Source organism: Verrucosispora sp. WMMD573, assembly GCF_027497175.1.
In the GTDB taxonomy this organism is placed as follows: domain Bacteria; phylum Actinomycetota; class Actinomycetes; order Mycobacteriales; family Micromonosporaceae; genus Micromonospora.
In genome coordinates this window covers 4332357-4356621 of sequence record NZ_CP114901.1, presented here as the reverse complement: position 1 = coordinate 4356621, position 24265 = coordinate 4332357, and the positions used below count along the sequence as shown (strand labels likewise).

The following is a 24265-nucleotide window of genomic DNA, read 5'->3' as shown; positions in this document are numbered from 1 at the left end:
GCAGGCTCTTCGTCACCCGAACCGCATCCACAGTGGAGAACCGTGTGAAACGCAACTGGGAAGCCCTCGTACTCAAGGCGTTCGGGGGCCGGAACTTTGAGCTGACCGTCCTGGAGAACGAACCCGTCGGAGACCGCTACCAGCGGCTGCTCGTCGACGGGGGCGACCTGCTGCGTACCTGCGGTGTGCACCCCACCATGTGGATCCGGCTGTGGTTCGACAACGAGGGTCGACCCCACCAACGGGCGTACACCCTTGTCGACCCGGACGCGGACAGCGGGCGCTTCCAGCTCGTGTTCGCCCTGCACGACGGCTGCGCGGCGCGCTGGGCCACGACAGCACGGCCCGGAGACACCATCGAGGCGACCGTGCAGGGCAGCTCCTTCACGCTCCCCGAACCGGCGCCCGGCCGGCTCTACCTGATCGGCGACGCGGCGTCCCTGCCCGCGGTCAACAGCCTGCTCGACGCCGCCGGGCCGGTGTCGGCCAGCATCTGGCTCGAGTACGCCCACGATGGCGAGCGGAACCTGCCGCTGCGTACCCGGCCACACGACGAGGTGGTGTGGGTGCCACGCCGCGACGAGGGCCAACACCTGGTGGACACCGTCACCACCGCCCTGACCGCCGCTCAGGAGGACGGCCTGTACTGGGTGGCCTGCGAGGCGGCCAGCACCCGCAGCATCGTCAAACACCTGCGGCGAGGGCTGGGCGTCGGCAAGGAGCAGGTGGCGGCGCTGGCCTACTGGCGCGCTCGGTGACGGCTCATCACCGAGCCGGCTCGTGATGCTGTACCTGACCGCTCTCAATCCGACCGACTCCGTGCTGGACGGCCTGCTGCCGGCCGCCGACACGCTCGGCGTGCCGGTCACCGTGCTGACCGACCGGCCCGACGACTGGCCCACGACGGTGCCGACGCGGAGCTGCCCGGTGCGGGACCCCCAGGCTGTCACCGAGGTGGTCCGGAACGGGCCAGCCGCGGTGGGACTCTTCTCCAACAGCGATCACCTACAGGCCCCGACGGCGCTCGCCGCCCGTCGTCTCGGCCTGCCCGGTAAGGATCCCGAGTCGGCGCGACGCTGCAAGGACAAGGCCGCCACCCGGCAGGCCGTCGCCGACGCCGGTCTCGACGTGGTCCACGCCCAGCGCCTCGCGCCGGGGCAGCCACCGACGTCCGACGTCTTCCCCGCTGTGGTCAAGCCGCGTGACGGCGTCGCCAGCGAGGACGCCTACCTGGTCACCGACGCGGACGAGCTGGCCCGGCGGGTGACCGAGATCCGCCGTCGCCGACCGGACGCGGCACTGGTGGTGGAGGAGTACCTGCCGGGCGAGGTCCGCACCCACGACACCCTCGGAGACGCCGGGACGCTGGCCGTGCTCGGTGGCTGGCGTACCACGCTCGGCCCGCCGCCCACCTTCACCGAGCTGTGCCTGGAATGGGCACCGGCAACTCCGGCGACGGCCGAGCGGCTGCGGGCTCAGCTGGACGCGCTCGGGGTACGGTTCGGCCCCTGCCACACCGAGTTCGTCATGCACCGGGAGCGACCTCGGCTCATCGAGGTCAACGACCGGTTGATCGGTGACCGGATGGATCTCATCCTGGCCGAGCTGCTCGACGTGCCGCTGTTCGAGTACGTCATCCGGCTGCACCTCGGCGAATCCGTCGCCGACCTCGGTCTGCCCGACCCGGCCGCGATCGAACAGACCGCCCGGGTGGAGTACGTCTGCGCCGAGCGCGGCGGCACCCTCGTCGCCGCCCCCGGTCCGATCGACGCGGTACGCGACGGGGTCCGGCTCGGCTGCCGCCCGCTGCGGCCGATCGGGACCACCGCCGAGCACACCGGCACCAACCGCGACTACCTGGCCGTCCTGCACGCCATCGGGTCGGATCCGGCCGTGGTGCGCCGCGCGCTCGTCGAGTTCCGCGCCGGACTGGACTGGGTGATCGACACGTGACCGATCCGGTGGAGCAGCAGCTGTTCCGCCGGGTGCTGGACGCCCTGCTGCGCGAGGACCACCTCGGCCTGAGCAGCGGCGGCGGCCCCGACGGCCCCGGCTGGTGGCAGGCACCGCACCGCGCCGGCCGATTACGCCTTCCGGTCCGTCCCGACGGCTTCCAACACGCCGTCCGCCTCGCCCACGCCGAACTGCACGTGCACCCGCCCGGTCGGGCGCCACACCGGGTGGACACGCTGGCGGGCCTGTTGGAGCTGCTCGCGCCGTACGACGACGTCGAGGCCGAGCAGGGGTGGCGCGCCTTCACCGACGAATGCCGGCAGGACCTGCTCGCCCGCCGGCTGGCCGAGACCACCCGGCCCGACACGTACGCCCGGATCGCCGCCGCCCGGGTCGACCCGCTCACCGGCTTCGGCGGCGCGCTCCTCGACGACGTGCTCGCCGCCCACGCCGGCCATGCCGTCTACCCCACCGACCGGTGCCGGCACGGCCTGGACGAGACCGAGCTGCTCCGGTACGCACCCGAGCACGCCCCCACGTTCGCCCTGCGTTGGCTGCCCGTACCGGCCCGGGCCCTGCGGCTCAACGGGCGGCTGCCCGCCTGGTGGCCGACGCCACGCCAGAACGGGGAGGTGCTGCTGCCGGTGCACCCGCTGACCGCCGACCGGTCGGGCCTGCCGGTGCTCGACGTACCGGAGATCACCGTGCGACCCACCCTGTCGATGCGTACCGTCGCCCTGGACAGCGATCCGACGACCCACCTGAAACTGCCGCTGCCGACCGCGACTCTGGGTGCCCGCAACCGCCGTACCCTCGCACCGGACGCGCTCTCCGACGGCGCGGCGGTGGCCGCGCTGCTCGACCGCATCGCCGCGGAGCAGCCGCGCTTCGCCGACCGGATCACACACGCCGACGAGAGCGTCTTCGGTCACTGCGACGACGACGAGCTGCGGTCCTTTGTGCTGCGCCGGCTACCCGCCGGGCTGGAGCGGGCGACCGTGGTACCGGTGGCCGCGCTCGCCGCGGCGGATCCCACCGCCGGCACTGTCGCCCAGCGGATCGGCGGTGCCGACCCGACTCGCCTCCTCGGGTCCTATCTGGATCTCCTGCTCGACTGGCACGTGTGCCTGTGGTTACGGTACGGAGTGGCGTTGGAAGCACATCCGCAGAACATCCATCTGGTCCTACCGTCCGACGGTTCGCTCCGGCTGTTGTACAAGGACAACGACGGCGCCCGGCTGGACCCCCGGCACGCGGGCACGGTCCGACTGCGCGATCAGCGGATGTGGATCCGCCATCCCGGGGAGCTGGCCGACATGTTCGTCACGATCACCCTTCACCTGGCGGCGGCGGCCCCCCTGCTGGCCCTGGCGGACCAGGGGGTCGCCGTGCCCTCACCGGCCGAGGCCCTCGCGCCCCGGCTGCGCGCCGCCCGCGACCGGTGGGGTGACACACCCGCCGCACGAGAGCTGGCCGACCGCGTCCTGGCCGCCGACCGGTTGCCGGTCAAGGCGATGCTGACCGCCGGCACGCTGCTGCCCAAGCAGCGGATCGGCTGCACCGACGTGAACAAGTTCTACCACCGCACCGGACCCAACTACCTGCGGAACGCCGCGTGACGCCGCAGACCGCCGAGGCCACCGCCGGGCCGGCGGAACGCGCCGCCGATCTGGCCACCACGCACACCCTGCTCTCCTGCTACCTGCGGGAGGTGGCCGCGCCCGACGGTGCGGCCGAGACCGTGGGCGGGCAGCTCCGGATCCGGTTGCCGCACCTGGGGCTGACGCTCTCCTGCCGGCTGGCCCGGCTCTCCCCCGTGCTGGCGCACCGCTACGTCGGCCCGGTCCACTGCCGGCCAGCGGCGACACCGGTCGCCCACCACCACCCGGCCGTGCCGGATCCGCCGGCCGCCGACAGGCTGGGCGACGGCTCGGCGGACGCCGACGTGCCGGTCGACGGCGCACAGCTCGCCCGGTTGCTCGCCGCCGAGCTGACCGCCCGCACCGCGCTGCCTAACGACGAGTTCGTCGAACAGGTGCTCGGTAGCCGGAACGCGTTGGCCACCCTGTTGCGGCAACGCCCGTCCAGCGACCCCACCCCGACCGGGGACCCGGCGGTCGACAGCTATGTCGACTCCGAACAGTCCCTCGTACACGGCCACCCGCATCACCCCAGTCCGAAGTGGCGCAGTGGTGATCCGGCGAGCTGGCGTCGCTACGCCCCGGAGCTGCGCAGCACCTTCCGGCTGGACTGGCTCGCCGTGCCCGCCGACCTGGTGGCGGGCGACGGGCCGGTCGACGAGCTGATCGCGCCGCTGGATCCGCCGGACGCGCCACCCGGTCACCACCTGCTGCCGGTGCACCCGTGGCAGTTGGACCTGATGCCACCTACCGATCCGAGGTTGCGCCGGCTCGGCCCGGCCGGCGTACCGGTCCGCCCGACCGCGAGCGTCCGTACGCTCTACGCCCCCTCGGTCGACCTGTTCCTCAAGACCAGCCTGCACGTACGCATCACCAACTGCCTGCGCAAGAACGCCCGCTACGAGTTGACCGGAGCGGTGGCGTTGACCCGGTTCCTGTCCGGTGTGCCGCTTCCCGCGCGGGTCGGATTGCTGCGGGAGCCCGGCTACCGGACCGTCGACCTGCCCGGGGCGGACGAGGCGTACGGCACCATCCTGCGGACCGGGGTACGCGAGCATCTGCGGCCGGGCGAACGGGTGGTGTTGGCGGCGGCACTGGCCAACGCGCCGCTGACCGTGCCGGACCCGTTCGACTGGTGGCGGGCCTACGTCGAGCTGCTGGTGCCCGCAGTGCTGCGCCTGTGGCTCGGCCACGGCGTGGTCCATGAGGCCCACCTGCAGAACGTGCTGGTGGTGCTGGATCCGGATGGTCGCCCGGTCCGCCTGATCCTGCGTGACCTCGAAGGGCTGAAGCTCGATCTCGGACGGTTGGCCGTTTGGCCCGATCGGGTTCCCCGGCAGGCCGCCTACACCTCCGCACAGGCGGCCCGGCGCGTCGTCTACTGCCTGTTCGTCAACCATCTCGCCGGTCTCGCCGGTGCGCTCGCCGACGGCCACCCCGGCACCGAGCCACGGCTGTGGCAGACGGTCCGGCGAGCCGTCGAGACGGCGTACGCGCAGCTGGGTGAGCCGGCCGAGCTGACCCCGCTGCTGCACGGCGCTCCGCTCGCCGCGAAGGCGAACCTGTTGGTCCGCTGGCACCGGGCCGCCGACCAGCAGGCGACCTACGTCGAGGTGCCCAACCCGCTCGGCGGTGCCGAATGACCCGACCGACGTACGTCTACGATCTCGCCGCCCTGGCCACGCACGCGGCTGCCGTCCGGGCGGCCCTGCCGGAACGGGTCGAGCTGCTCTACGCGGTCAAGGCCAATCCCGACCCGGGGATGCTGCGCACCCTGGCGGCCACGGTCGACGGTTTCGAGGCGGCCAGCCGGGGCGAACTGCGGCACCTCGCGGGTGTGCTGCCCGGGCGGCGGGTGGCCGCCTTCGCCGGGCCGGGCAAGACCGACGCGGATCTTTCGGCGGCGCTGGCCGCCGACGTGCACCGGGTACACGTCGAGTCCGTCGCCGAACTGCACCGGCTGGCCGCCCTGGCGTGGGCCGCCGGGCGTACCGTCGATGTGCTGCTGCGGGTGAACCTGCCGGTCGCGACGCCGGGCGCGGTCCTGGTGATGGGCGGACAGGCGAGCCCGTTCGGCATGGACCCGGCGGAGGCGGTCCGGCTCGCGGCCGACCCGCCGGACGGGGTCCGGGTCCGTGGCGTGCACGCCCACCTGGCCAGCGGGCTCGACGCGACGACCGCCGCCGGGGTGGCGCGCGAGGTGACCGACTGGGCGGTGCGGCGGGTACGCGCCGAGGAGGTCAACGTCGGCGGCGGCATGGCCGTCGACTACCGCCGCCCGGAGCACCGCTTCGACTGGCCGAGCTACGGTCGGCTGCTCGGCGAGGTGTCGGACGCCTACCCGGGAGTTCGGCTCCGGATCGAGCCCGGCCGCGCCGTGGCGGTCTACTGCGGGTCGTACGTCACCGAGGTGATCGACGTGAAGCGGTCCCACGGCCAGTGGTTCGTGATCGTGGCCGGCGGCACCCACCACCTGCGGACTCCGGCGGCCAAGGGGCACTCGCAGCCGTACACGGTGGTGCCCCGGGGCGGCGACGGGCCGCGTACCGACGGTGGCCCGGTCAGCGTCGTCGGCCAGCTCTGCACGCCCAAGGACGTGCTGGCCCGCGACGCCGACAGCGACCCGATCGCCGTCGGGGACCTCCTCGTGTTCGGGATGGCCGGCGCCTACGCGTGGAACATCAGCCACCGCGACTTCCTCATGCACGATCCGCCCGACTTCACGACCGGTGACCCGCTCGCTGTGGCCCGTGGATGGGGCCGCTAGCGGGCCGCGTTCCGGCGACGACGTCGCAGGTCGCGAGGCGATCACGTGGTGAACAACGACTCATCCGCTTTCCGCTGCCCTGATCTTGCTGGTAGCTTCCTGCCAAATCTTTGCAAGAGCAAGGGGAGTGCAGATGGGCGAGGTGACCGCCACCGCCCAGCCCGAGAGCCGGCCGGACCTGCTCGGTCTCGCGGCGCAGCGCCGCCGTACCGGGATCTGGCTGGTCGCGCTGACCGTCGCGCTGGTCCTCACCGGGGTGGCCGCGGTCGGGTCCGGCGCGATCGGCATCCCGCCGGCGGCGGTGGCGCGGATCATCGGGCATCACCTCGTCGGCCTGCCCGGCGAGGTGACCTGGACGCCGCCGCAGGAGGCGATCGTCTGGCAGGTTCGGCTGCCCCGGGTGCTGCTCGGCATGCTCGTCGGTGCCGGGCTGGCCGCCTGCGGGGTGGCGTTGCAGGCCATGGTGCGCAACGTGCTCGCCGACCCGTACCTGCTCGGGATCAACTCCGGCGCATCCAGCGGGGCCGCCGCCGCGATCCTGTTCGGCGCGGGCGCCGGCTTCGGGCAGTACGCCCTGTCCAGCAGCGCCTTCCTCGGCGCGCTCGGCGCGTCGCTGCTGGTCTTCCTGATCGCCCGCAGCGGCGGACGGGTGACCTCGATCCGGCTGCTGCTGTCCGGCGTCGCCGTCGGCTACGCCCTCTACGCCACCACCAGCTTCCTGATCTTCGCCTCGGGGTCCGCCGAGGGAGCCCGCTCGGTGATGTTCTGGCTCCTCGGCTCCCTCGGGCTGGCGCGGTGGAACGCCCTGCTGCTGGTCGCCGCGGTCGTGCTCTGCGGCATGATCGGCTACCTGACCATCGTCGGACGACGGCTCGACGTGCTGGCCATCGGTGACGAGACCGCGCAGACGCTCGGCGTGTCGCCCGACCGGTTCCGCCTGCGGCTGCTCGTGCTGGTGTCGCTCAGTGTCGGCGTGCTGGTCTCCGCCGCCGGCAGCATCGGCTTCGTCGGCCTCGTCGTGCCGCACCTGGCCCGCCGCATCGTCGGCGCGCCACACGTCCGCGTGGTGCCGGTCGCCGCGCTGCTCGGCGCCATCCTGCTGGTCTGGGCGGATGTGCTGGCCCGGGTGCTGCTGGCCCCCCAGGAGATCCCGATCGGCATCATCACCGCCCTGCTCGGCGCCCCCTTCCTGCTGGTCCTGATCCGTCGTCTGCACGCCACCGGCGCCTGAGCGCCCGATGAGCCGAGGAGCACCGATGAAGGCAACCCGTGTCGCCGTCACCGCGGCCACGTCCACTCTCGCGCTGCTGGTCGCCGGCTGCGGCGGTTCCGCCGCCGACGAGCCGACGGCGACCGGTCCGGGGTACCCGGTCACCGTCACCAACTGCGGCGTCGAGGTGACCTTAGACGCCGCGCCGGAGCGGGTCGTCCTGCTCAAGAGCGCCGCCGTGCCGTACCTGCACGCGCTCGGCGTGCTGGACCGGGTCACCGCCCGGGCCGGGCAGTACCCCCGCGAGTACTACGACGCCGAGACCCTCGCCGAACTGGACCGCATCCCCCTGCTGACCGACAAGACCGACACCAGCGGGCACCTCCAGATCTCCAAGGAGGTGGTGATCAGCCAGGAGCCCGACCTGGTGCTCGGTGAGGTCGACAACCTGTCCCGCGACACCCTCTCGGCCGTGGACATCCCGCTGCTGGAGGAGCCGGCCATGTGCCCGGACAACACCGCCACCCCCAGCTTCGACGACATCTACCGGCAGCTGGAGACCTACGGTCGGGTGTTCGGCCGCGAGGCGCAGGCGGCCACGGCGGTAGGCGCGCTCAAGGACCGGATGACCACGGTCCAGGCCGCAGCGGGCGCGGCCTCCGGTCGTACCGCCGCCGTGCTGTATCCGACCGTCGGCGGCGGCACCACGTACGCGTACGGCGCCGCCAGCATGGCCCACCCACAGCTGGCGGCGGCCGGCTTCCGCAACGTCTTCGGCGACACACCGGAACGGGTCTTCGAGGTCACCGTCGAGGAACTGCTCGGCCGTAACCCCGACGTGCTGATCCTGCTCTACAGCGACGGCGATCCCGCCGCGGTCGAGCAGGGCCTGACCGGTCTTCCCGGGGCCGAGAAGCTCAACGCGGTCCGTGCCGGCAACGTGATGACCCAGCTGTTCAACTTCACCGAGCCGCCCACCCCGCTGTCGATCGACGGCCTGGAGCGGATCGTGCAGCGGTTCGGGGCCGACTCGTGATCCAGGCGACCCAGGTTTCCTGGCGCTACGGCGCCAACCCGGTGATCGACGGGGTAAGCGTGACCGCGCGACCCGGCCGGGTCCTCGGCCTGATCGGCCCCAACGGCAGCGGCAAGACCACCCTGCTGCGGCTGCTCTACGGCGCGCTGCGCAGCGGCACCGGACGGGTCGCCGTGGACGGTGACGACCTGGCCACGCTGCCGCCACGGGAGGCGGCGCGCCGGCTGGCCGTGGTGGTTCAGGAGACCGGCGGCGAGACCGCCCTCACCGTGGCCGAGTTGGTGCTGCTGGGCCGCGGCCCGCACCTGAACACCTTCCAGCGCACCGGGCGGGCGGATCACGAGATCGCGGCGGAGTGCCTACGCCGGGTCGGCGCCGCCCACCTGGGGTCACGGGCGTTCGCCGGCCTCTCCGGCGGCGAACGCCAGCGGGTGCTCATCGCCCGGGCACTGGCCCAGCAGGCCACCCACCTGCTGCTCGACGAGCCGACCAACCATCTCGACATCCGCTACCAGCACGAGATCCTGCGGCTGGTACGCGACCTCGGCACCTGTGCCGTCGTCGTGCTGCACGATCTGAACCTCGCCGCCCGCTACTGCGACGACCTGGTGCTGCTCGGCCGGGGCGGGATCGCCGCGGCCGGCAGCACCGAGGAGGTCCTCGACCCCGCCGTGCTCGAATCCGTCTACGCCATCGGCATCCAGCGCCTCGACCTCGACGGCACCATCCACCTGCTGTACCACCCGACCGACCAGCCCGCCGTCGAAAGGACCGCCGCATGAGCGAGCGAAGCGGAGTGCCGGCATGAGTGAGCGTGCCGCCACGAGCAAACAGGAACGCCGACACCCGGGCCTGGTCGCCGGCCGGGTCTGAGACGACCTGCGGGCCGGGGCGGCCCGGCGATGATCGACACGATCAGCGCCGAGCCGGACCCGGTCAGCGGATGTGACCGCCGTCAGAAGTCGTCGTCGAAGGCGACAGTGCCGGTGACTCCGACCTGATAGGCCGACACCCGCCGTTCGAAGAAGTTGGACAGCTCCTGCACGTCCTGCAACTCCATGAAGGCGAACGGATTCTTCGACCCGTACAGCGGTTCGATCTCCAACTGTGCCAGCCGGCGGTCGGCGACGTGCTGGAGATATTCGCGCATGTCGGCCAGGGACAGCCCGGACACGCCCTGTTCGAGCAGGTCGGCGGCGAACTGCACCTCGCACTCGACGGCCTCGGCCAGCATGTCCCGGACCTGCTGCTCCATCTCGGCGTCGAAGAGGTCCGGCTCCTCGGCGCGTACGGTGTCGACCACGTCGAAGGCGAACGCCATGTGCATCGACTCGTCCCGGAACACCCAGTTGGTACCCGAGGCAAGGCCGTGCAGCAGGCCCCGGGACCGGAGGAAGTACACGTAGGCGAAGGCGCCGTAGAAGAACAGTCCCTCGATGCAGGCGGCGAAGCAGATCAGGTTCAGCAGGAACGACCGCCGGTCCTCGCGGGTCCTCAACTCCCGCAGCTCAAAGATGGAGTCGATCCATTTGAAGCAGAACTCGGCCTTGCGGGCGATCGACGGGATGTTCTCCACCGCCGCGAACGCCGCGAACCGTTCCCGCTCGTCCGGCACGTAGGTGTCCAGGAGGTTCAGGTAGAACTGGACGTGCACCGCCTCCTCGAACAGCTGCCGGGACAGGTAGAGCCGTCCCTCCGGCGAGTTGACGTGCTGGTAGAGGTTGAGCACGAGGTTGTTGGCGACGATGGTGTCGCCGGTGGCGAAGAACGCGACCAGTCGGGACACCAGGTGCTGCTCCGCCGGGGACAGCTTGGCCAGGTCGGCGAGGTCTGAGTGCAGGTCGACCTCCTCGACGGTCCAGGTGTTCTTGATGGCGTCCTTGAACCTGTCGAAGAACTGCGGATAGCGCATGGGCCGCAGCGTCAGGTCCATGCCGGGGTCGAGCAGCATCTGTCGCTGGCCGGTGTCGGGTTCGGAAACAGTGGTCACTGGCACGCCTCGCAGCTCTCGGGGTTTTCCAGGGAGCAGGCCAGCGCCTCGTCGTCGCTGACCGCGACGATCGGCTTGACCGTCGGGGTGACGGCGACGGTGGCCTGCTGGATCCGGGTCGCCGGACGCGACCGCAGGTAGTAGGTGGTTTTCAGCCCGGCCTTCCAGGCGTACAGGTACATCGAGGAGAGCTTGCCGATGGTCGGCGCGCTCAGGAACAGGTTCAGCGACTGCGACTGGTCGATGAACGGAGCGCGGGCGGCCGCCAGGTCGACGAGCGCCCGCTGCGGCAGCTCCCACGCGGTGCGGAACAGCTCCCGCACCTCCGCCGGCAGCTCGGCGATGCCCTGCACCGACCCCTCGGCCCGCTTGATCTGCTCCCGGATCGACGCCGTCCACAGTCCGCGTGCCTTCAACTCCCGGACCAGGTACGTGTTGATTTGGAGGAACTCGCCGGACATCGTCTCCCGCTTGAACAGGTTGGACACCTGCGGCTCGATGCACTCGTAGCACCCGGCGATCGACGCGATCGTGGCGGTCGGCGCGATCGCCACCAGCAGCGAGTTGCGCAGGCCGTGGCGGGCGATCTGCTCCCGCAGCGCGGTCCACCGCGACGCCTGCGTCACCTCCGCGCCCCACAGGTCGGGATGCAACTCACCCTTCGCGGCGCGGGTTTCGGCGTACGCCGGATGCGGGCCGAACCGCTCCGCCAGCCCGGCCGACGTCTCCAGCGCGGTCAGGAAGATCTCCTCCTGCACCCGGGTGGACAGCTCCCGCGCCGACGCCGAGTCGAACGGCAGCCGCAGCGTGAACAACGCGTCCTGCAGACCCATCAGCCCGAGCCCGACCGGACGCCAACGCGGATTCGACACCGCCGTCTGCTCGGCCGGGTAGTAGTTGATGTCGATCACCCGGTCGAGGAACACCACAGCCGTGCGTACCGTCGCGCGCAGCTTCTCCCAGTCCACGCCGTCGGCGGTGACGTGCGCGCCCAGGTTCACCGAACCCAGGTTGCACACCGCCGTCTCGGTGTCGCTGTTGACCTCCAGGATCTCCGTGCACAGGTTCGACAGGTGGATCGTGTTGCCGGGCGCACCGGTCTGGTTGGACAGCCGGTTCGCCGCGTCCTTGAACGTCATCCACCCGTTGCCGGTCTGCGCGAGCGTACGCATCATCCGGCCGTAGAGATCGCGGGCCTTGACCGTCCGGACGGCCTTCTTCTCCGCCGCCCGGTACGCCTCGTCGAACGCCTCGCCGAACAGGTCCGGCAGCTCCGGCGCGTCCGACGGGTCGATCAGCGACCAGTCGCCGTCGGCCTCGACCCGCCGCATGAACTCGTCCGGAATCCAGTTGGCCAGGTTCAGGTTGTGGGTACGCCGGGACTCCTCCCCGGTGTTGTCCCGCAGCTCCAGGAACTCCTCGATGTCCGGGTGCCACGGCTCCAGGTACACGCAGGCCGCGCCCTTGCGCCGGCCACCCTGGTTGACCGCCGCCACCCCGGCGTCGAGGGTTTTGAGGAACGGCACGATGCCGTTGGAGCGGCCGTTGGTGCCCCGGATCAACGCGCCGCGTCCCCGGACCCGTGACCAGGAGATGCCGATGCCGCCGGAGAACTTCGACAGTTTCGCCACCTGGTGGTAACGCTCGTAGATCGAGTCGAGTTCGTCGCGCGGCGAGTCCACCAGGAAACACGACGACATCTGGGTGTGCCGGGTGCCCGAGTTGAACAGCGTCGGTGAACTCGGCAGGTACGCCAGACTCGACATCAACCGGTAGAACCCGATCGCCTCACCCGGTGTCTGCGACAGCCCGCAGGCCACCCGCAACAGCCAGTACTGCGGCGTCTCCACCACCTCGCGGGTCTGCGGATGCCGCAGCAGGTACCGGTCCGCGACGGTGCGCAGCCCGAAGTACTCGAACCGCAGGTCACCGTCCGGGTCGACCGCGTCGTCCAGCTTGCGCGCGTTGCGGGCCACGAACGCGGCGGTCGCGTCCCCGATCAGCCCGAGGCCGTGCGCGTACCGGATGGACTGGCTGAAGCTGGCCACCTGCTGCCCACGGACCTCCTTGTCCACGTACGCGGCCAGCAGCCGCGCCGCCAGCTTCGAGTACTGCGGCTCCGCACCGATCAGCTCGGCGGCCGTCTGGATAGACAGCTTGTCCAACTCGGCGGTGGTGGCACCGTCGTACAGTCCGCTGATGGTCTTCGTGGCCACCCGCAGCGGATCGACCTCGTCCAGGTCGGCCACCCACCGCTCCACCGCACGGACGATCTTGTTGACGTCAACCGGCTCGGCGTCCCCGTTGCGCTTACGGACCTGCATCACCTGCCGGCGCTGCTCCGACACACCTGGGTCGGAGTCCGGCTTCTCCCGCACGACCGTCACGTCTCTCTCCTCGCGCCGTCTACCGAGGGCCTCGGACACGCGGGAGGACGCCACGGGATCCGCGCAGGCGGCACGGCCCGTCCATGGCGTCGGCCGTCCCACGCGGCCTGCGGCCGCCGCCCACGAGTGCGGGCGGCGTGCTGGCAGGTCTTCGGACTCGTGGGCGTGCTCTCGCGCTCCTACTGGCCGTCGCTTCCCAGGCCGGAACCCAGTGCTGTGTGACGGCTGTCGTTCCCACTCACCGCTGCGGGGCAGCCCCGGATTTCCACCAGGTTCCCTCTTGCCTCGACCGCCCCGGATGGGCGCCCGAACCAGCTACGAGTGACACCATATATGGGCGGCCCGCGAACGCAAGACACCAGATGGTGTGTCGGCGTGTCTCACAACGGATGTCACACGCAGCTCCGAACAACTCACCGAAGTCGCCTACCGGAACGCCACGCTGAGGAAACGGCGGCATACTACGGCGGCCCGCAGGAGCACCGCGTCCAGGCGGTGAACCGGGTGGTGAGTTCGCCCGGATCGGCGGCCGGCATGTCATCCAGCGCGGCCGTGAGCAGCGCGCCCACGTACATCGACAGCCCGATGCGATCCCGGCCGTACGCCTCACCGAGCCGTACCCGCGCCGGAGCGCACGGCCATACCGGTTCGCCGTCGCAGGTGCCGCACGTCCACTGCGGCCGGCGCGGTAGGTGTTGGTCGCAGAGGCGGCCGGGCAGGGCGTCGACAGCGCGGCCGATCCGGATCGCCTCAGCGGCCATAGCGTCGCGGTAGCGCACGGGTCGCCCGGTCATGCCGGCCACCGCGCGTTACGCCGCGCCTGATCGAGCAGGCGTCGCCGGGCCGCGTCCTGCTCGATTTCCTGCCACCGTTGCCCGGTGCCGACCGGCGGCACGGACCGCCGCCGCAGCCACCACCGAAATCTGCGCCACACGCCCACCGCCGCCACCTCCGCCAGGTCGTAAGGGGCTGACGGCGCTGCACGGGGGAACACCACCGCCACCCACAAACAGCGTGCGATGACGGCGTGTGCCCAGGTCAGAGGCTTGGTGTCCGCTACGGGTTGACGGACAGACCCAAGTCGCGGACAGCTGCGTCAACCTGTCCGGCCAGGCGTCGTGAGGCCGTTGACACCGCGATGGACCGTGCCTCCTCCAGCACCCGCTGCGCCGAGCCACTGTCCCCGGCCCGGCCGTGGGCGATGGCCAGGTGCACGAGGTGCCCGCCGTGCCAGTCGGCGCTCTCGGCCGTCTCGTCCACCCCCGTTGTGCCTGCGGTCAACAGCTCGACGGCCCGGTCGTTGGCCCGCGCGTCACGATCGCCCAAGTACCGCCACACGATGCCCTGCTGTACCGCGTAGAAGGCCGGGGTGTACCAGTATCCCCACGCGGGCAGTGGCGTCTCTGCCGCCTCGGTGGCCAGGTCGGCGGCTTGCGTGAGCATCTGCCGCACGTCGGTCGGGCACGCCCCAGCCATGGCCAGCCCACGCGCCTCCTGGCCGGCGGAGTACGCGCGCAACGCCGTGTTGGCTCGTGGATCATCCCGGGCGGCCCGGGACAGCCCGATCATCGCTGGCAGGTCGCCGCGGCCCTCCGCCCGGTGCCCCTGGAAGGACAGCACGGTCGCCGTCAGGTCGGCGTTGCTGGCCTCTGTGGACCACTGCAGACTGCGATCCAGCCACACGCGGGCGGTTCGGTCGTCACCGTTGGCGATACCGAGCCAACCGGCGAACTGCGCCCATTGCGCAGCCATGTCGACCACCGCCGGCCGCACCTGGTGGCCAGCCTCGCGCAGCAGCGACACGATCGTGTCGAGTTGGACGCGTACGGGCGGTAGGACGGCTGCGGCGCCGATGGAGTCCTCCAGCCGCCGGTATCCGGCGAGCACGTCGCCCAGGATGCGAACCCCGGCCAGATCTACACGGCCCGGATGCGCGGCGACGTAGGCAGCCCGCCGGTCGCCGTCGGGAACGTCAACGACCATGGCGGCGAGCGCACCACCGGCGGCCAGCGCGTCATCGAGGCGGACGGCGACGTCGACGGCTGGGCGGGTCTGCCCTGTCTCCAGCTGATGAATGACGCTCTTGCCATGGCTCACCGCTGCGGCCAGCTGGCGCAGCGACAGGCCACGCTCACGGCGTAGCCGGGCCAGCTCAGCTGGGAATCGCGGGTCGACGATGGTGGGTGCGCGTGGTGGCATGGTGTTGCTCCCGCGTGGAGGACCACGGCTGGCCAACCGTCCTCAATACCGGCGGGCCGCCACAGTCGACATTACTCAGCAGCGGCACGCCACGACAGCGGCCGACACGCGACCGGGCCATGCCGGCGAGGCGACACCACCCATCCGCCCCGGCAGAACGGATGATGTCGGCGGTGGAGGCCGACCGCAACAGAGTCTGCTCCTGGCCGGCCCGGCTGTCCTGTACGGCTACTTGGCGTTGAAGTAGCTGGCCTCGGGGTGGTGGACGACGATGGCGTCGGTGGCCTGCTCCGGCATCAGCTGGAACTCCTCCGACAGCTGCACCCCGATCCGTTCGGCACCGAGCAGCTCCACGATCTTCGCCCGGTCCTCCAGGTCGGGGCAGGCCGGGTAGCCGAAGGCGTACCGGCAACCCCGGTAGTCGGTGCGCAGCAGGCCGGCCAGGTCGGCCGGGTCGTCGTCGGCGACGGTACGGCCGTCGGGCAGCCGCAGCTCGGCCCGGACCCGCTTGTGCCAGTACTCGGCGAGGGCCTCGGTGAGCTGCACCGACAGCCCGTGCACCTCCAGGTAGTCGCGGTACTCGTTGCGGGCGAACAGCTTCGCCGCGTACTCGCTGACCGGCTGGCCGACGGTGACCAGCTGCAACGCGACCACGTCCAGGTCGTCGCCGCGCGGGCGGAAGAAGTCGGCCAGGCAGAGCCGGCGCTCCTGCCGCTGCCGGGGGAACGTGAATCGGGCCCGCTCGGCGTGCCCGTTCTCGTCCAGGACGACCAGGTCGTTGCCCTCCGAGTAGGCCGGGAAGTAGCCGTACACCACGGCCGCCTCCAACACCTGGTCGGCGATCAGCCGGTCCAGCCAGTAACGCAGCCTCGGCCGACCCTCGGTCTCCACAAGTTCCTCGTACGACGGGCCCTTGCCGCCGCGCGCACCGCGCAGCCCCCACTGGCCCATGAAAGTGGCCCGCTCATCCAGCAGCGCCGCGTAGTCGGCCAACGGCACCCCCTTGACCACCCGGGTGCCGTGGAACGGTGCGACCGGCACCGGAACGCCGACCGCGACGTCGGAGCGTACCGAGGTGTCGTGCAACTCCGGCAGCGACTCGGCGACGACCGCGCGCTGCCGTTCCCGGCGGGCCCGCCGGGCCGCGAGGGCCGCCTCCCGCTCGGCGTCCACCACCGGGGCACCGCCGCGCTTCGCGGCCATCACCCGGTCCATCAGGGACAGCCCCTCGAAGGCGTCGCGGGCGTAGTGCACCTGGCCGGGGAACATCGACCGCAGGTCGTCCTCGACGTACGCCCGGGTCAGCGCCGCGCCGCCGAGCAGGACCGGCCAGCGCTCCGCGACCCCGCGCGACGCCATCTCGACCAGGTTCTCCTTCATGATGACGGTGCTCTTGACCAGCAGGCCCGACATCCCGATGGCGTCGGCGCGGTGCTGCTCGGCGGCGTCGAGGATGGCGGAGATCGGCTGCTTGATGCCGATGTTCACCACCTCGTAGCCGTTGTTCGACAGGATGATGTCGACCAGGTTCTTGCCGATGTCGTGCACGTCGCCCTTGACGGTCGCGAGCACGATGCGGCCCTTGCCGCCGTCGTCGGCCTTCTCCATGTGCGGTTCGAGGTACGCCACAGCGGTCTTCATCACCTCGGCCGACTGAAGCACGAACGGCAGCTGCATCTGACCGGAGCCGAACAGCTCACCGACGACCCTCATGCCGTCCAGCAGGATGTCGTTGATGATGAGCAGCGGAGCGGTGCCGGCCGCCATCGCCGCGTCGAGGTCGGCTTCCAGGCCGTTGCGCTCGCCGTCGATGATCCGCCGCTTGAGCCGCTCGTTGAGCGGCAGGGCCGCCAACTCCTCGGCCCGGGTGGCACGCGCCGAGGCGGCGTCCACGCCCTCGAAGACCTCGATGAACCGCTGCACCGGGTCGTAGCCCTCACGCCGCCGGTCGTAGACCAGGTCGAGGGCGATCTCGCGCTGTTCGTCGGGAATCTTCGACATCGGCAGGATCTTGCTGGCGTGCACGATCGCCGAGGTGAGCCCGGCCTGCACGCACTCGTGCAGGAAGACCGAGTTGAGCACCTGCCGGGCCGCCGGGTTCAGTCCGAACGAGACGTTCGAGATGCCCAGGGTGAAGTTCACCCCGGGCCAGCGACGGGCGATCTCCCGGATCGCCTCGATGGTCTCGATGCCGTCGCGGCGGGTCTCCTCCTGACCCGTGGCGATCGGGAAGGTCAGCGCGTCGATGAGGATGTCCGAGCGGTGCATCCCCCACCGACCGGTGAGATCCTCGATCAGCCGCTCGGCCACCCGTACCTTCCACTCCGCCGTGCGGGCCTGCCCCTCCTCGTCGATGAGCAGCGCGACCACGGCGGCGCCGTGCTCGGCGACCACCGGCATCACCCGCGCGTACCGGGAGTCGGGGCCGTCGCCGTCCTCGAAGTTGACCGAGTTGACCACGCACCGGCCACCGAGCATCTCCAGGCCGGCCTCGATCACCGCCGGCTCGGTCGAGTCCAACATGATCGGCAACGTGGAGGCGGTGGCGAACCGGCCGGCCAGCTCACGCATGTCGGTGGTGCCGTCCCGGCCGACATAGTCGATGCAGAGGTCCAGCAGGTGCGAACCGTCGCGGGCCTGACCTCGGGCGATCTCCACACAGGACTGCCAGTCGGCGGCGAGCATCGCCTCCCGGAACGCCTTGGAGCCGTTGGCGTTGGTCCGCTCCCCCACCATCAGCACGCTGGCGTCCTGCGCGAACGGCACGTGGTGGTAGATCGAGGAGACACCCGGATCGGTACCCGGCTCACGGGCCACCGGCCGGGCCCCGCCCAGCCGTTCGGCGAGCACCCGGATGTGCTCCGGGGTGGTGCCGCAACAGCCTCCGACCAGGGAGACGCCGTACTCGGTGACGAAGCGTTCCATGGCGTCGGCCAGCTCCACCGGGGTCAGCGGGTAGACCGCGCCATCCGCGGAGAGCTGCGGCAGGCCCGCGTTAGGCATCACCGACAGCGGCACCCGGGCGTGCTGCGAGAGGTAGCGCAGATGCTCGCTCATCTCGGCCGGACCGGTGGCGCAGTTCAGGCCGATCAGGTCGACCCCGAGCGGCTCGATCGCGGTCAGCGCGGCACCGATCTCGCTGCCAAGCAGCATGGTGCCAGTGGTCTCCACGGTGACGTGACAGATCAGCGGGATCCTGCGACCCAACTCGGTCATCGCCCGCTGCGAGCCGATGACCGCAGCCTTGACCTGAAGCAGGTCCTGGCAGGTCTCCACGATCAGGGCGTCCGCGCCGCCCTCGATCAGCCCGGCGGCGTTCGCCTGATAGGCGTCGCGCAGCGTGGCGTAGGTGGCGTGCCCGAGGGTGGGCAGCTTCGTACCGGGACCGATGGACCCGAGCACGAACCGGGGCCGCTCAGCCGTCGAGTACGCGTCGGCGGCCTCCCGGGCGATGCGGGCACCGGCCGCCGACAGTTCGCGGATGCGGTGCTGGATGTCGTACTCGGCGAGGTTGGGCAGGTTCGCGCCGAAGGTGTTCGTCTCCACACAGTCCGCGCCCGCCGCCAGGTACGCCTCGTGCACCCCACGTACGACGTCCGGACGGGTGACGTTGAGGATCTCGTTGCACCCCTCCAGACCGTCGAAGTCGTCCAGGGTCAGGTCCGCAGCCTGCAGCATCGTGCCCATCGCCCCGTCGGTGACGAGGATCCGGTCGGTCAACGCGTCGAGCAACGAAGTACGCACGACCTCAGGTTAGTGCGGTCGGCCGGGCCCACACCCCTGCGTACCGTCCGATCCCACATTGTGTCATCGGGATCACGTTGCCCGTTTTGGTGCCCATTGCCCAGCACCGTGGACGGCCGGCCGGTGTCCGCGCACTCCCACTCCGGTGCCGACGCCCGCCCCATCCGGCGCGGCCGACGGGCCGGGCCCGGGGCTGGCACGTAGGCTGACTGACGTGAAGGACTACAGCGACACCGCCACGCACCGTGGGCGGACGACCGGGACCATCTCCCGGGCCGCCGGTGACGAGCAGGAGGTGACGGCGTGACCGAGTTCGACGGGCTGCCGGTGCTGCGGTCCCCGGTCGCCATCTGCGCCTTCGAGGGGTGGAACGACGCGGCGGACGCATCCACCGCGGCGGTCGAGCACCTGGAGCAGGTGTGGGAGGCCCGGCCCGTCACCGAGTTGGACCCGGAGGACTTCTACGACTTCCAGGTCAGCCGGCCCACGATTGCCATGTCCGACGGCGCCACCCGCCGGGTGGAATGGCCGACCACCCGGTTCACGGTCGCCAGCCCCGCCGGCACCGAGCGGGACGTGGTGCTGATCCGCGGCATCGAGCCGAGCATGCGGTGGCGGACCTTCTGCGAGCAGGTGCTGGAGATCTGCCACAGCCTGGAGGTCGAGCGGGTGGTGCTGCTCGGCGCCCTGCTGGCCGACGTGCCGTACACCCGGCCGCTGCCGATCAGTGGCAGCGCCTCCGACGCCGACGCGGCGCGCCGCTACCAGCTCACCCCGACCCGGTACGACGGGCCGACCGGCATCGTGGGCGTGCTGCACGACGCCTGCACCCGCGCCGAGGTCGACGCCGTCTCGTTCTGGGTCCACGTGCCGCACTACGCCAACAACCCGCCCTGCCCGAAGGCCACCCTCGCCCTGCTGCACCGGGTCGAGGAGGTGCTGGACCTGCCGGTGCCCATGGCCGACCTGGCCGAGGAGGCCGCCGAGTGGGAACAGCGGGTACGCAGCGCCGCCGAGCAGGACGCCGAGCTGGGCGAGTACGTCCGCGAGCTGGAGGAACGCGTCGGTGACGCCGGCATCACCCCGTTGACCGGGGACGAGATCGCCCAGGAGTTCGAGAAGTACCTGCGCCGCCGCGGCGGATCCGCCGGCCCCACCGCCGGTTCCTGGTAGCCCTCCCTTCGTTCGCTCTGTAGACCCCGGGTCGTTCGTCGGCCCGGGGTCTCGTCGTGTGTGTCGGGGTGGCGGCACAAACGACCTGTACGGCATCCTAGGAACCTAGCTGAAAATGAGGAGGCGGGATGCAGATCAACCCGGGGGCGGCCGAATTTCCGCACCGGCAGATCGCGGCGCAGCTCAAGAGCCAGATTCGGCGCGGCGACTGGGCACCGGGCGAACGGCTGCCGTCCATCCCGGCCATCGCCGAGATGTTCGGGGTGGCCAAGCAGACCGTCCAACGCGCCGTGGACCAGCTGCGGGTCGAGGGCATTCTGATCACCAAACCCGGCTCCGGTACGTACGTGCGGGGCACCCGGCGGCGACTCAACCGGCTCTCCCGAGGCCGCTACGGCGGCTTCCGCGGCTACCACACCGACCTGGCGGCCCGCTATCGCCAGCAGCTCGTCTCCGTCGGCCGCTCCCCCGCGCCGCCCGAGGTGGCCGACGCGTTCGGCGTACCCGACGGCACCGAGCTGCTGTGCCGCCGCCACCTCGTCCGTACCGAGGACTCACCGGTCGAGGTGGGCGCCTCCTGGTTCATGCCCACCGACACGGCCGGCACCAGTCTGGAGCGGGTAGAGGCGTTCGGCCGCCCGCTCTACCAGGAGGCAGAGGAAGCCACCGGCCGCCGGTACGCGACCGCCACCGACACCATCACCGCCCGCCAGCCGAGCCGCGAGGAGTCGGAGATCCTCCAGATCCGGCCGGACACCCCGGTGCTGCACCTGCTGCACGTGGCGTACGACCCGCAGCGCCGCCCCATCGAGGTCGCCCAGGCCACCTGGCCCGGCCCGGTCACCACGCTGACCGAGGAGTACCAGATCCCCGCACCCACCGCCGAGCCCGACCCCGACCCCGGCCTCGTCCTCGGCTGACCCACCCCCACCACCCCACGTCCGCCTCCCATGGGGACCGCACCCCGACGGGGAACAGCAAGCAGCAACATCAGCGATGTTGTCCCCTCACGGGCGTCCGAGACAGCAACATCGGGGAAGTTGCTGTCTCAAGGCGTCCGGGCAGGGCGCCCACAAGGACAGGATCGGGGACGTTGTCCTGCGGCGTCCGAGACAGCAACATCGGCGAAGTTGTCCCCTCACGGGCGTCCGAGACAGCAACATCGGGGAAGTTGCTGTCTCAAGGCGTCCGGTCAGGGCGCCCACAAGGACAGGATCGGGGACGTTGTCCTGCGGCGTCCGAGACAGCAACATCGGCGAAGTTGTCCCCTCACGGGCGTCCGAGACAGCAACATCGGGGATGTTGTCCGCTCGGGCGGGAGGGGGCACGGCGCGGGAGGGGGCACGGCGCGGAAGGGGGCACGGCGCGGGACCGAAGACGTTGCCGGCTCGGGTCAGAGGCGGATGCCGAGCAGGGCGTCGACGGTGTCGGCGAAGAGGCGCGGCGCGGCCGGGTCGTCGGCGGCACCGGCGGCACCGGCACCGGAACCGGAACCGGAACCGGAACCGGAACCGGAACCGGCTAGGGTCCGCTCGGCCCACTCGTCGGCCAGCCGCAGGGCACCGAGGGTGTCGAGATCGTCGGTGAGTCGTTCGCGTACGCCGGCCAGGAAGGCTGACCCGGACGGCCCGGCCGTGGCGGCGGCGGCGCGCCGCCAACGGCGCAGCCGCTCCTCGGCGACGGTGAGCAGATCGTCGGTCCAGGACCGGTCGGTGCGATAGTGACCGGAGAGCAGCGCCAGCCGGACCGCCATCGGATCCACCCGGTCGGCGCGCAGCCGCGAGACGAAGACCAGGTTGCCCCGGGACTTGGACATCTTCTCGCCGTCCAGCCCGATCATGCCGGCGTGCACGTAGTGACTGGCGAACGGGGCCGCGCCGGTCAACCGCTCGGCGTGCGCGGCGGAGCACTCGTGGTGCGGGAAGAGCAGGTCGTTGCCGCCACCCTGCACGTCGATGGTGGAGCCGAGCAGGCCGAGGGCGATCACCGCGCACTCGATGTGCCAGCCCGGTCGGCCCGGGCCGAGGTCTCCGCCCCGCCAGGACGGTTCGCCGTCTCGGGCGCCGCGCCAGAGCAGCGGGTCCAGCGGGTCGCGCTTGCCGGCGCGGTCCGGGTCGCCGCCGCGCTCGGGGAAGATCTCCAGCATCTCCGCGCGGGAGAGGTTGGACTCGTAGCCGAAGCTCGGCGCGGCCGAGATGTCGAAGTAGACGTCGCCGGTACCGTCGTCGAGACGGTACGCGGCACCGTCCTTGAGCAGCACCAGCACCTTCTCGGCGATGTCCGGGATCGACTCCACCGCGCCGACGTAGTGGGCCGGCGGGATGATCCGCAACGCCTCCATGTCCTCCCGGAACAGTGCCGTCTCCCGCATCGCCAGGACCTTCCAGTCCTCACGGTCGCGTTCGGCCCGTTCCAGCAGCGGGTCGTCGATGTCGGTGACGTTCTGCACGTACCGGACCTCGTGGCCGGCGTCGCGCCACATCCGCTGCACCATGTCAAAGGTGATCATGGTGGCGGCGTGACCGAGGTGGGTGGCGTCGTACGGGGTGATGCCGCAGACGTACATCGTGGCGGTGCCGTCCGGGTCGCTCGGCTGCACACTCTCCCGCGCCGAGTCGAACAACCGCAACGGCTCGCTCCGGCCCGGCAGTCGCGGCACCTCGTGCCCTACCCAAGACTCCATGACCGTCAGCCTAGCCAGCCGTTGGGCGACGTCACGCCGGCCCGAGAGTGATCAACGCGACAGGCTCAGATCGGCGGCCAGGGCACCGCCGGCCAGTCCTGGGACGGCTGCGGAAAGCGACGGCTCTCGCACAGCCGGTCGATCCGGGTGGCCAGCTCGGCGATCTCACCGAAGGTGAGATGCTCGGCCAGGTCCTCGCCGAGCGGGCCGGCGAGCTGACGGGACAGGCGGCCGAGTATCTCGACCGCGTCGTCCGGCAACGAGCCTCCGGCCCAACCCCAGAGCACCGTACGCAGCTTCTCCTCCACGTGGAAGCTCACCCCGTGGTCGACCCCGTAGACCCGGTCGTCCGGGCCAACCAGGACGTGGCCACCCTTGCGGTCCGCATTGTTGATCACCGCGTCGAGCACCGCGAGTCGGGCCAGCCGCGGGTCGTCGGCGTGGGCCAGGGCGTACGCGGTGCCGTCGTCGTCGCGGGCGGCCGCGATCGGGAACCAGCGGGGTGGCACCGAGTCGGCCGGTACGAAGCCCACAAGTGGCTCGGCGTCGGACGGCTCGTCGATCCACAGCTGGCAGGAACCGGGACCGAACGGCCCGTCCCGCAGCACCGTCGGCGGTACCAGATCCCATTCCGTGGCGGCGGAGACCAGGTAGGCGGCCACCTCACGGCCGGCGAGGGTGCCGTCCGGGAAGTCCCACAGCGGTCGCTCGCCGCGCACCGGCTTGTACACGCACCGCGCCGAGGCCCCGTCCAGGCTCAGCACGCCACGCAGGGTGGTGTTCGAGGCGTCGACCAGCCGTCCCTCGACGGTCAGTTCACCGTCACGCAACAGACGCAGCGCGGCACCCCCGTCCTGCCGGGGTGCCACGCCAGACGAGGTCACCGGTGGTAGCCGTTGTTCCGGGGGCAGAGATGGCCGGCCGGGTCGAGGGGCTGGCCGCAGAGCGGGCACGGCGGCCGGCCGGCGTTGACCACGCGCCGGGCCCGTTCGATGAACGCGCGGGTCGCCTCAGGAGTCAGCCGGACCCGGAGCCGGTCGAGATCCTCGTCGGGCTCGACATCGTCGGGGTCTTCCTCCTCCTCCGACTCGCCAAGCTCGATCTCGGTCTCCGCCTCGCCGACCGCGATCGCCTCGATAACCACGGTCGCGCTGTCCGCGTCGAAGGCCAGGCCCAGCGTGCCGACCCGGAACTCCTCGTCCACAGGTGTCTCCAGCGGGTCGTTGTCACCGACCGGGACGGCAGCAGCCTCGGGCAGTTCCACGCCGAACCGACGCTGGGCCTCGGTGAGTAGTTCCTCCAGCTTCTCGGCGAGCAGGGAGACCTGGACCTTCTCCAGCGCCACGCTGACCAGCCGGCCCCCGCCGCGCGCCTGGAGGAAGAACGTGCGCTCCCCCGGCGGCCCGACGGTCCCGGCGACGAACCGCTCCGGCGGCTCGAAGGCGTGCACCTGGTGGGTCATACCCACGACCCTATCCGGCGG

At 71.3% G+C, this 24265-nt stretch carries 19 protein-coding genes and 1 riboswitch; of the genes, 10 read left to right on the top strand and 9 right to left on the bottom strand.

All coding sequences use genetic code 11. From position 1 onward, the window contains the following. Window positions 1–44 precede the first annotated feature (44 nt). From O7601_RS19800 to O7601_RS19765, 8 genes are all read left to right on the top strand, one after another. Window positions 45–758, top strand: coding sequence for a siderophore-interacting protein (locus tag O7601_RS19800; RefSeq protein ID WP_281562584.1), 714 nt, complete (start codon window positions 45–47; stop codon window positions 756–758). A gap of 25 nt (window positions 759–783) precedes the next feature. Further along, a complete protein-coding gene (locus O7601_RS19795; RefSeq protein WP_281566977.1) occupies window positions 784–1953 on the top strand; it encodes a siderophore biosynthesis protein in 1170 nt (389 codons plus the stop codon). Continuing rightward, window positions 1950–3572 carry an IucA/IucC family siderophore biosynthesis protein gene (locus tag O7601_RS19790; protein ID WP_281562583.1) on the top strand — a complete coding sequence of 541 codons (1623 nt, stop codon included), beginning with the start codon at window positions 1950–1952 and terminating at the stop codon, window positions 3570–3572. The genes O7601_RS19795 and O7601_RS19790 overlap by 4 nt, the downstream gene beginning before the upstream one ends. Then, on the top strand, window positions 3569–5236 hold the full coding sequence (locus tag O7601_RS19785) for an IucA/IucC family protein (RefSeq protein WP_281562582.1): 1668 nt from the start codon (window positions 3569–3571) through the stop codon (window positions 5234–5236). The genes O7601_RS19790 and O7601_RS19785 overlap by 4 nt, the downstream gene beginning before the upstream one ends. After that, window positions 5233–6360, top strand: a complete 1128-nt coding sequence (locus tag O7601_RS19780) for an alanine racemase (RefSeq protein ID WP_281562581.1) — start codon at window positions 5233–5235, stop codon at window positions 6358–6360. Before O7601_RS19785 ends, O7601_RS19780 begins: the two co-directional genes overlap by 4 nt. A 133-nt stretch (window positions 6361–6493) precedes the next feature. Beyond that, window positions 6494–7591: an iron ABC transporter permease gene (locus tag O7601_RS19775; RefSeq protein WP_281562580.1), complete on the top strand. Its 1098-nt coding sequence runs from the start codon at window positions 6494–6496 to the stop codon at window positions 7589–7591. Window positions 7592–7616: 25 nt separating this feature from the next. Continuing rightward, window positions 7617–8606 carry an ABC transporter substrate-binding protein gene (locus tag O7601_RS19770; RefSeq protein WP_281562579.1) on the top strand — a complete coding sequence of 330 codons (990 nt, stop codon included), beginning with the start codon at window positions 7617–7619 and terminating at the stop codon, window positions 8604–8606. Next, entirely contained in the window at window positions 8603–9388 is a 786-nt protein-coding gene (locus O7601_RS19765) for an ABC transporter ATP-binding protein (protein ID WP_281562578.1), read from the top strand. The genes O7601_RS19770 and O7601_RS19765 overlap by 4 nt, the downstream gene beginning before the upstream one ends. A gap of 173 nt (window positions 9389–9561) precedes the next feature. On the opposite strand, the gene O7601_RS19760 is transcribed toward O7601_RS19765, so the two are convergent. The 6 genes from O7601_RS19760 to metH form a co-directional block, all read right to left on the bottom strand. Continuing rightward, window positions 9562–10557 (bottom strand): ribonucleotide-diphosphate reductase subunit beta, encoded by a 996-nt coding sequence (locus tag O7601_RS19760; protein ID WP_281566976.1) that lies wholly within the window; start codon window positions 10555–10557, stop codon window positions 9562–9564. Between the two features lie 35 nt (window positions 10558–10592). Next, window positions 10593–12920, bottom strand: coding sequence for a ribonucleoside-diphosphate reductase subunit alpha (locus O7601_RS19755; RefSeq protein ID WP_281566975.1), 2328 nt, complete (start codon window positions 12918–12920; stop codon window positions 10593–10595). 187 nt (window positions 12921–13107) lie between these two features. Further along, window positions 13108–13314, bottom strand: a riboswitch (cobalamin riboswitch). 130 nt (window positions 13315–13444) lie between these two features. Next, complete coding sequence (locus O7601_RS19750) at window positions 13445–13777, bottom strand: hypothetical protein (RefSeq protein ID WP_281562577.1); 333 nt, start codon at window positions 13775–13777, stop codon at window positions 13445–13447. Next, a complete protein-coding gene (locus O7601_RS19745) occupies window positions 13774–13986 on the bottom strand; it encodes a hypothetical protein (RefSeq protein ID WP_281562576.1) in 213 nt (70 codons plus the stop codon). The genes O7601_RS19750 and O7601_RS19745 overlap by 4 nt, the downstream gene beginning before the upstream one ends. A gap of 53 nt (window positions 13987–14039) precedes the next feature. Beyond that, on the bottom strand, window positions 14040–15182 hold the full coding sequence (locus tag O7601_RS19740; protein ID WP_281562575.1) for a helix-turn-helix transcriptional regulator: 1143 nt from the start codon (window positions 15180–15182) through the stop codon (window positions 14040–14042). Window positions 15183–15410: 228 nt separating this feature from the next. After that, on the bottom strand, window positions 15411–18926 hold the full coding sequence (gene metH, locus O7601_RS19735; protein WP_281562574.1) for a methionine synthase: 3516 nt from the start codon (window positions 18924–18926) through the stop codon (window positions 15411–15413). Between the two features lie 303 nt (window positions 18927–19229). Between metH and O7601_RS19730 the strand changes: the two genes are divergently transcribed. Beyond that, a complete protein-coding gene (locus tag O7601_RS19730) occupies window positions 19230–20099 on the top strand; it encodes a PAC2 family protein (RefSeq protein ID WP_093402074.1) in 870 nt (289 codons plus the stop codon). A gap of 128 nt (window positions 20100–20227) precedes the next feature. Further along, window positions 20228–21019 (top strand): GntR family transcriptional regulator, encoded by a 792-nt coding sequence (locus O7601_RS19725; RefSeq protein ID WP_281562573.1) that lies wholly within the window; start codon window positions 20228–20230, stop codon window positions 21017–21019. A gap of 473 nt (window positions 21020–21492) precedes the next feature. Here the strand turns inward: O7601_RS19725 and mshC are convergent, their stop codons facing one another. The 3 genes from mshC to O7601_RS19710 all read right to left on the bottom strand — a co-directional run bounded on the left by mshC (window position 21493) and on the right by O7601_RS19710 (window position 24244). Then, complete coding sequence (gene mshC, locus O7601_RS19720) at window positions 21493–22782, bottom strand: cysteine--1-D-myo-inosityl 2-amino-2-deoxy-alpha-D-glucopyranoside ligase (RefSeq protein WP_281562572.1); 1290 nt, start codon at window positions 22780–22782, stop codon at window positions 21493–21495. Window positions 22783–22847: 65 nt separating this feature from the next. Then, the gene (locus O7601_RS19715; protein ID WP_281562571.1) at window positions 22848–23666 is read right to left on the bottom strand and encodes an SCO1664 family protein; all 819 of its coding nucleotides are present in this window, start codon (window positions 23664–23666) and stop codon (window positions 22848–22850) included. Next, window positions 23663–24244: a DUF3090 domain-containing protein gene (locus tag O7601_RS19710; RefSeq protein WP_281562570.1), complete on the bottom strand. Its 582-nt coding sequence runs from the start codon at window positions 24242–24244 to the stop codon at window positions 23663–23665. The genes O7601_RS19715 and O7601_RS19710 overlap by 4 nt, the downstream gene beginning before the upstream one ends. Window positions 24245–24265: the final 21 nt, after the last annotated feature.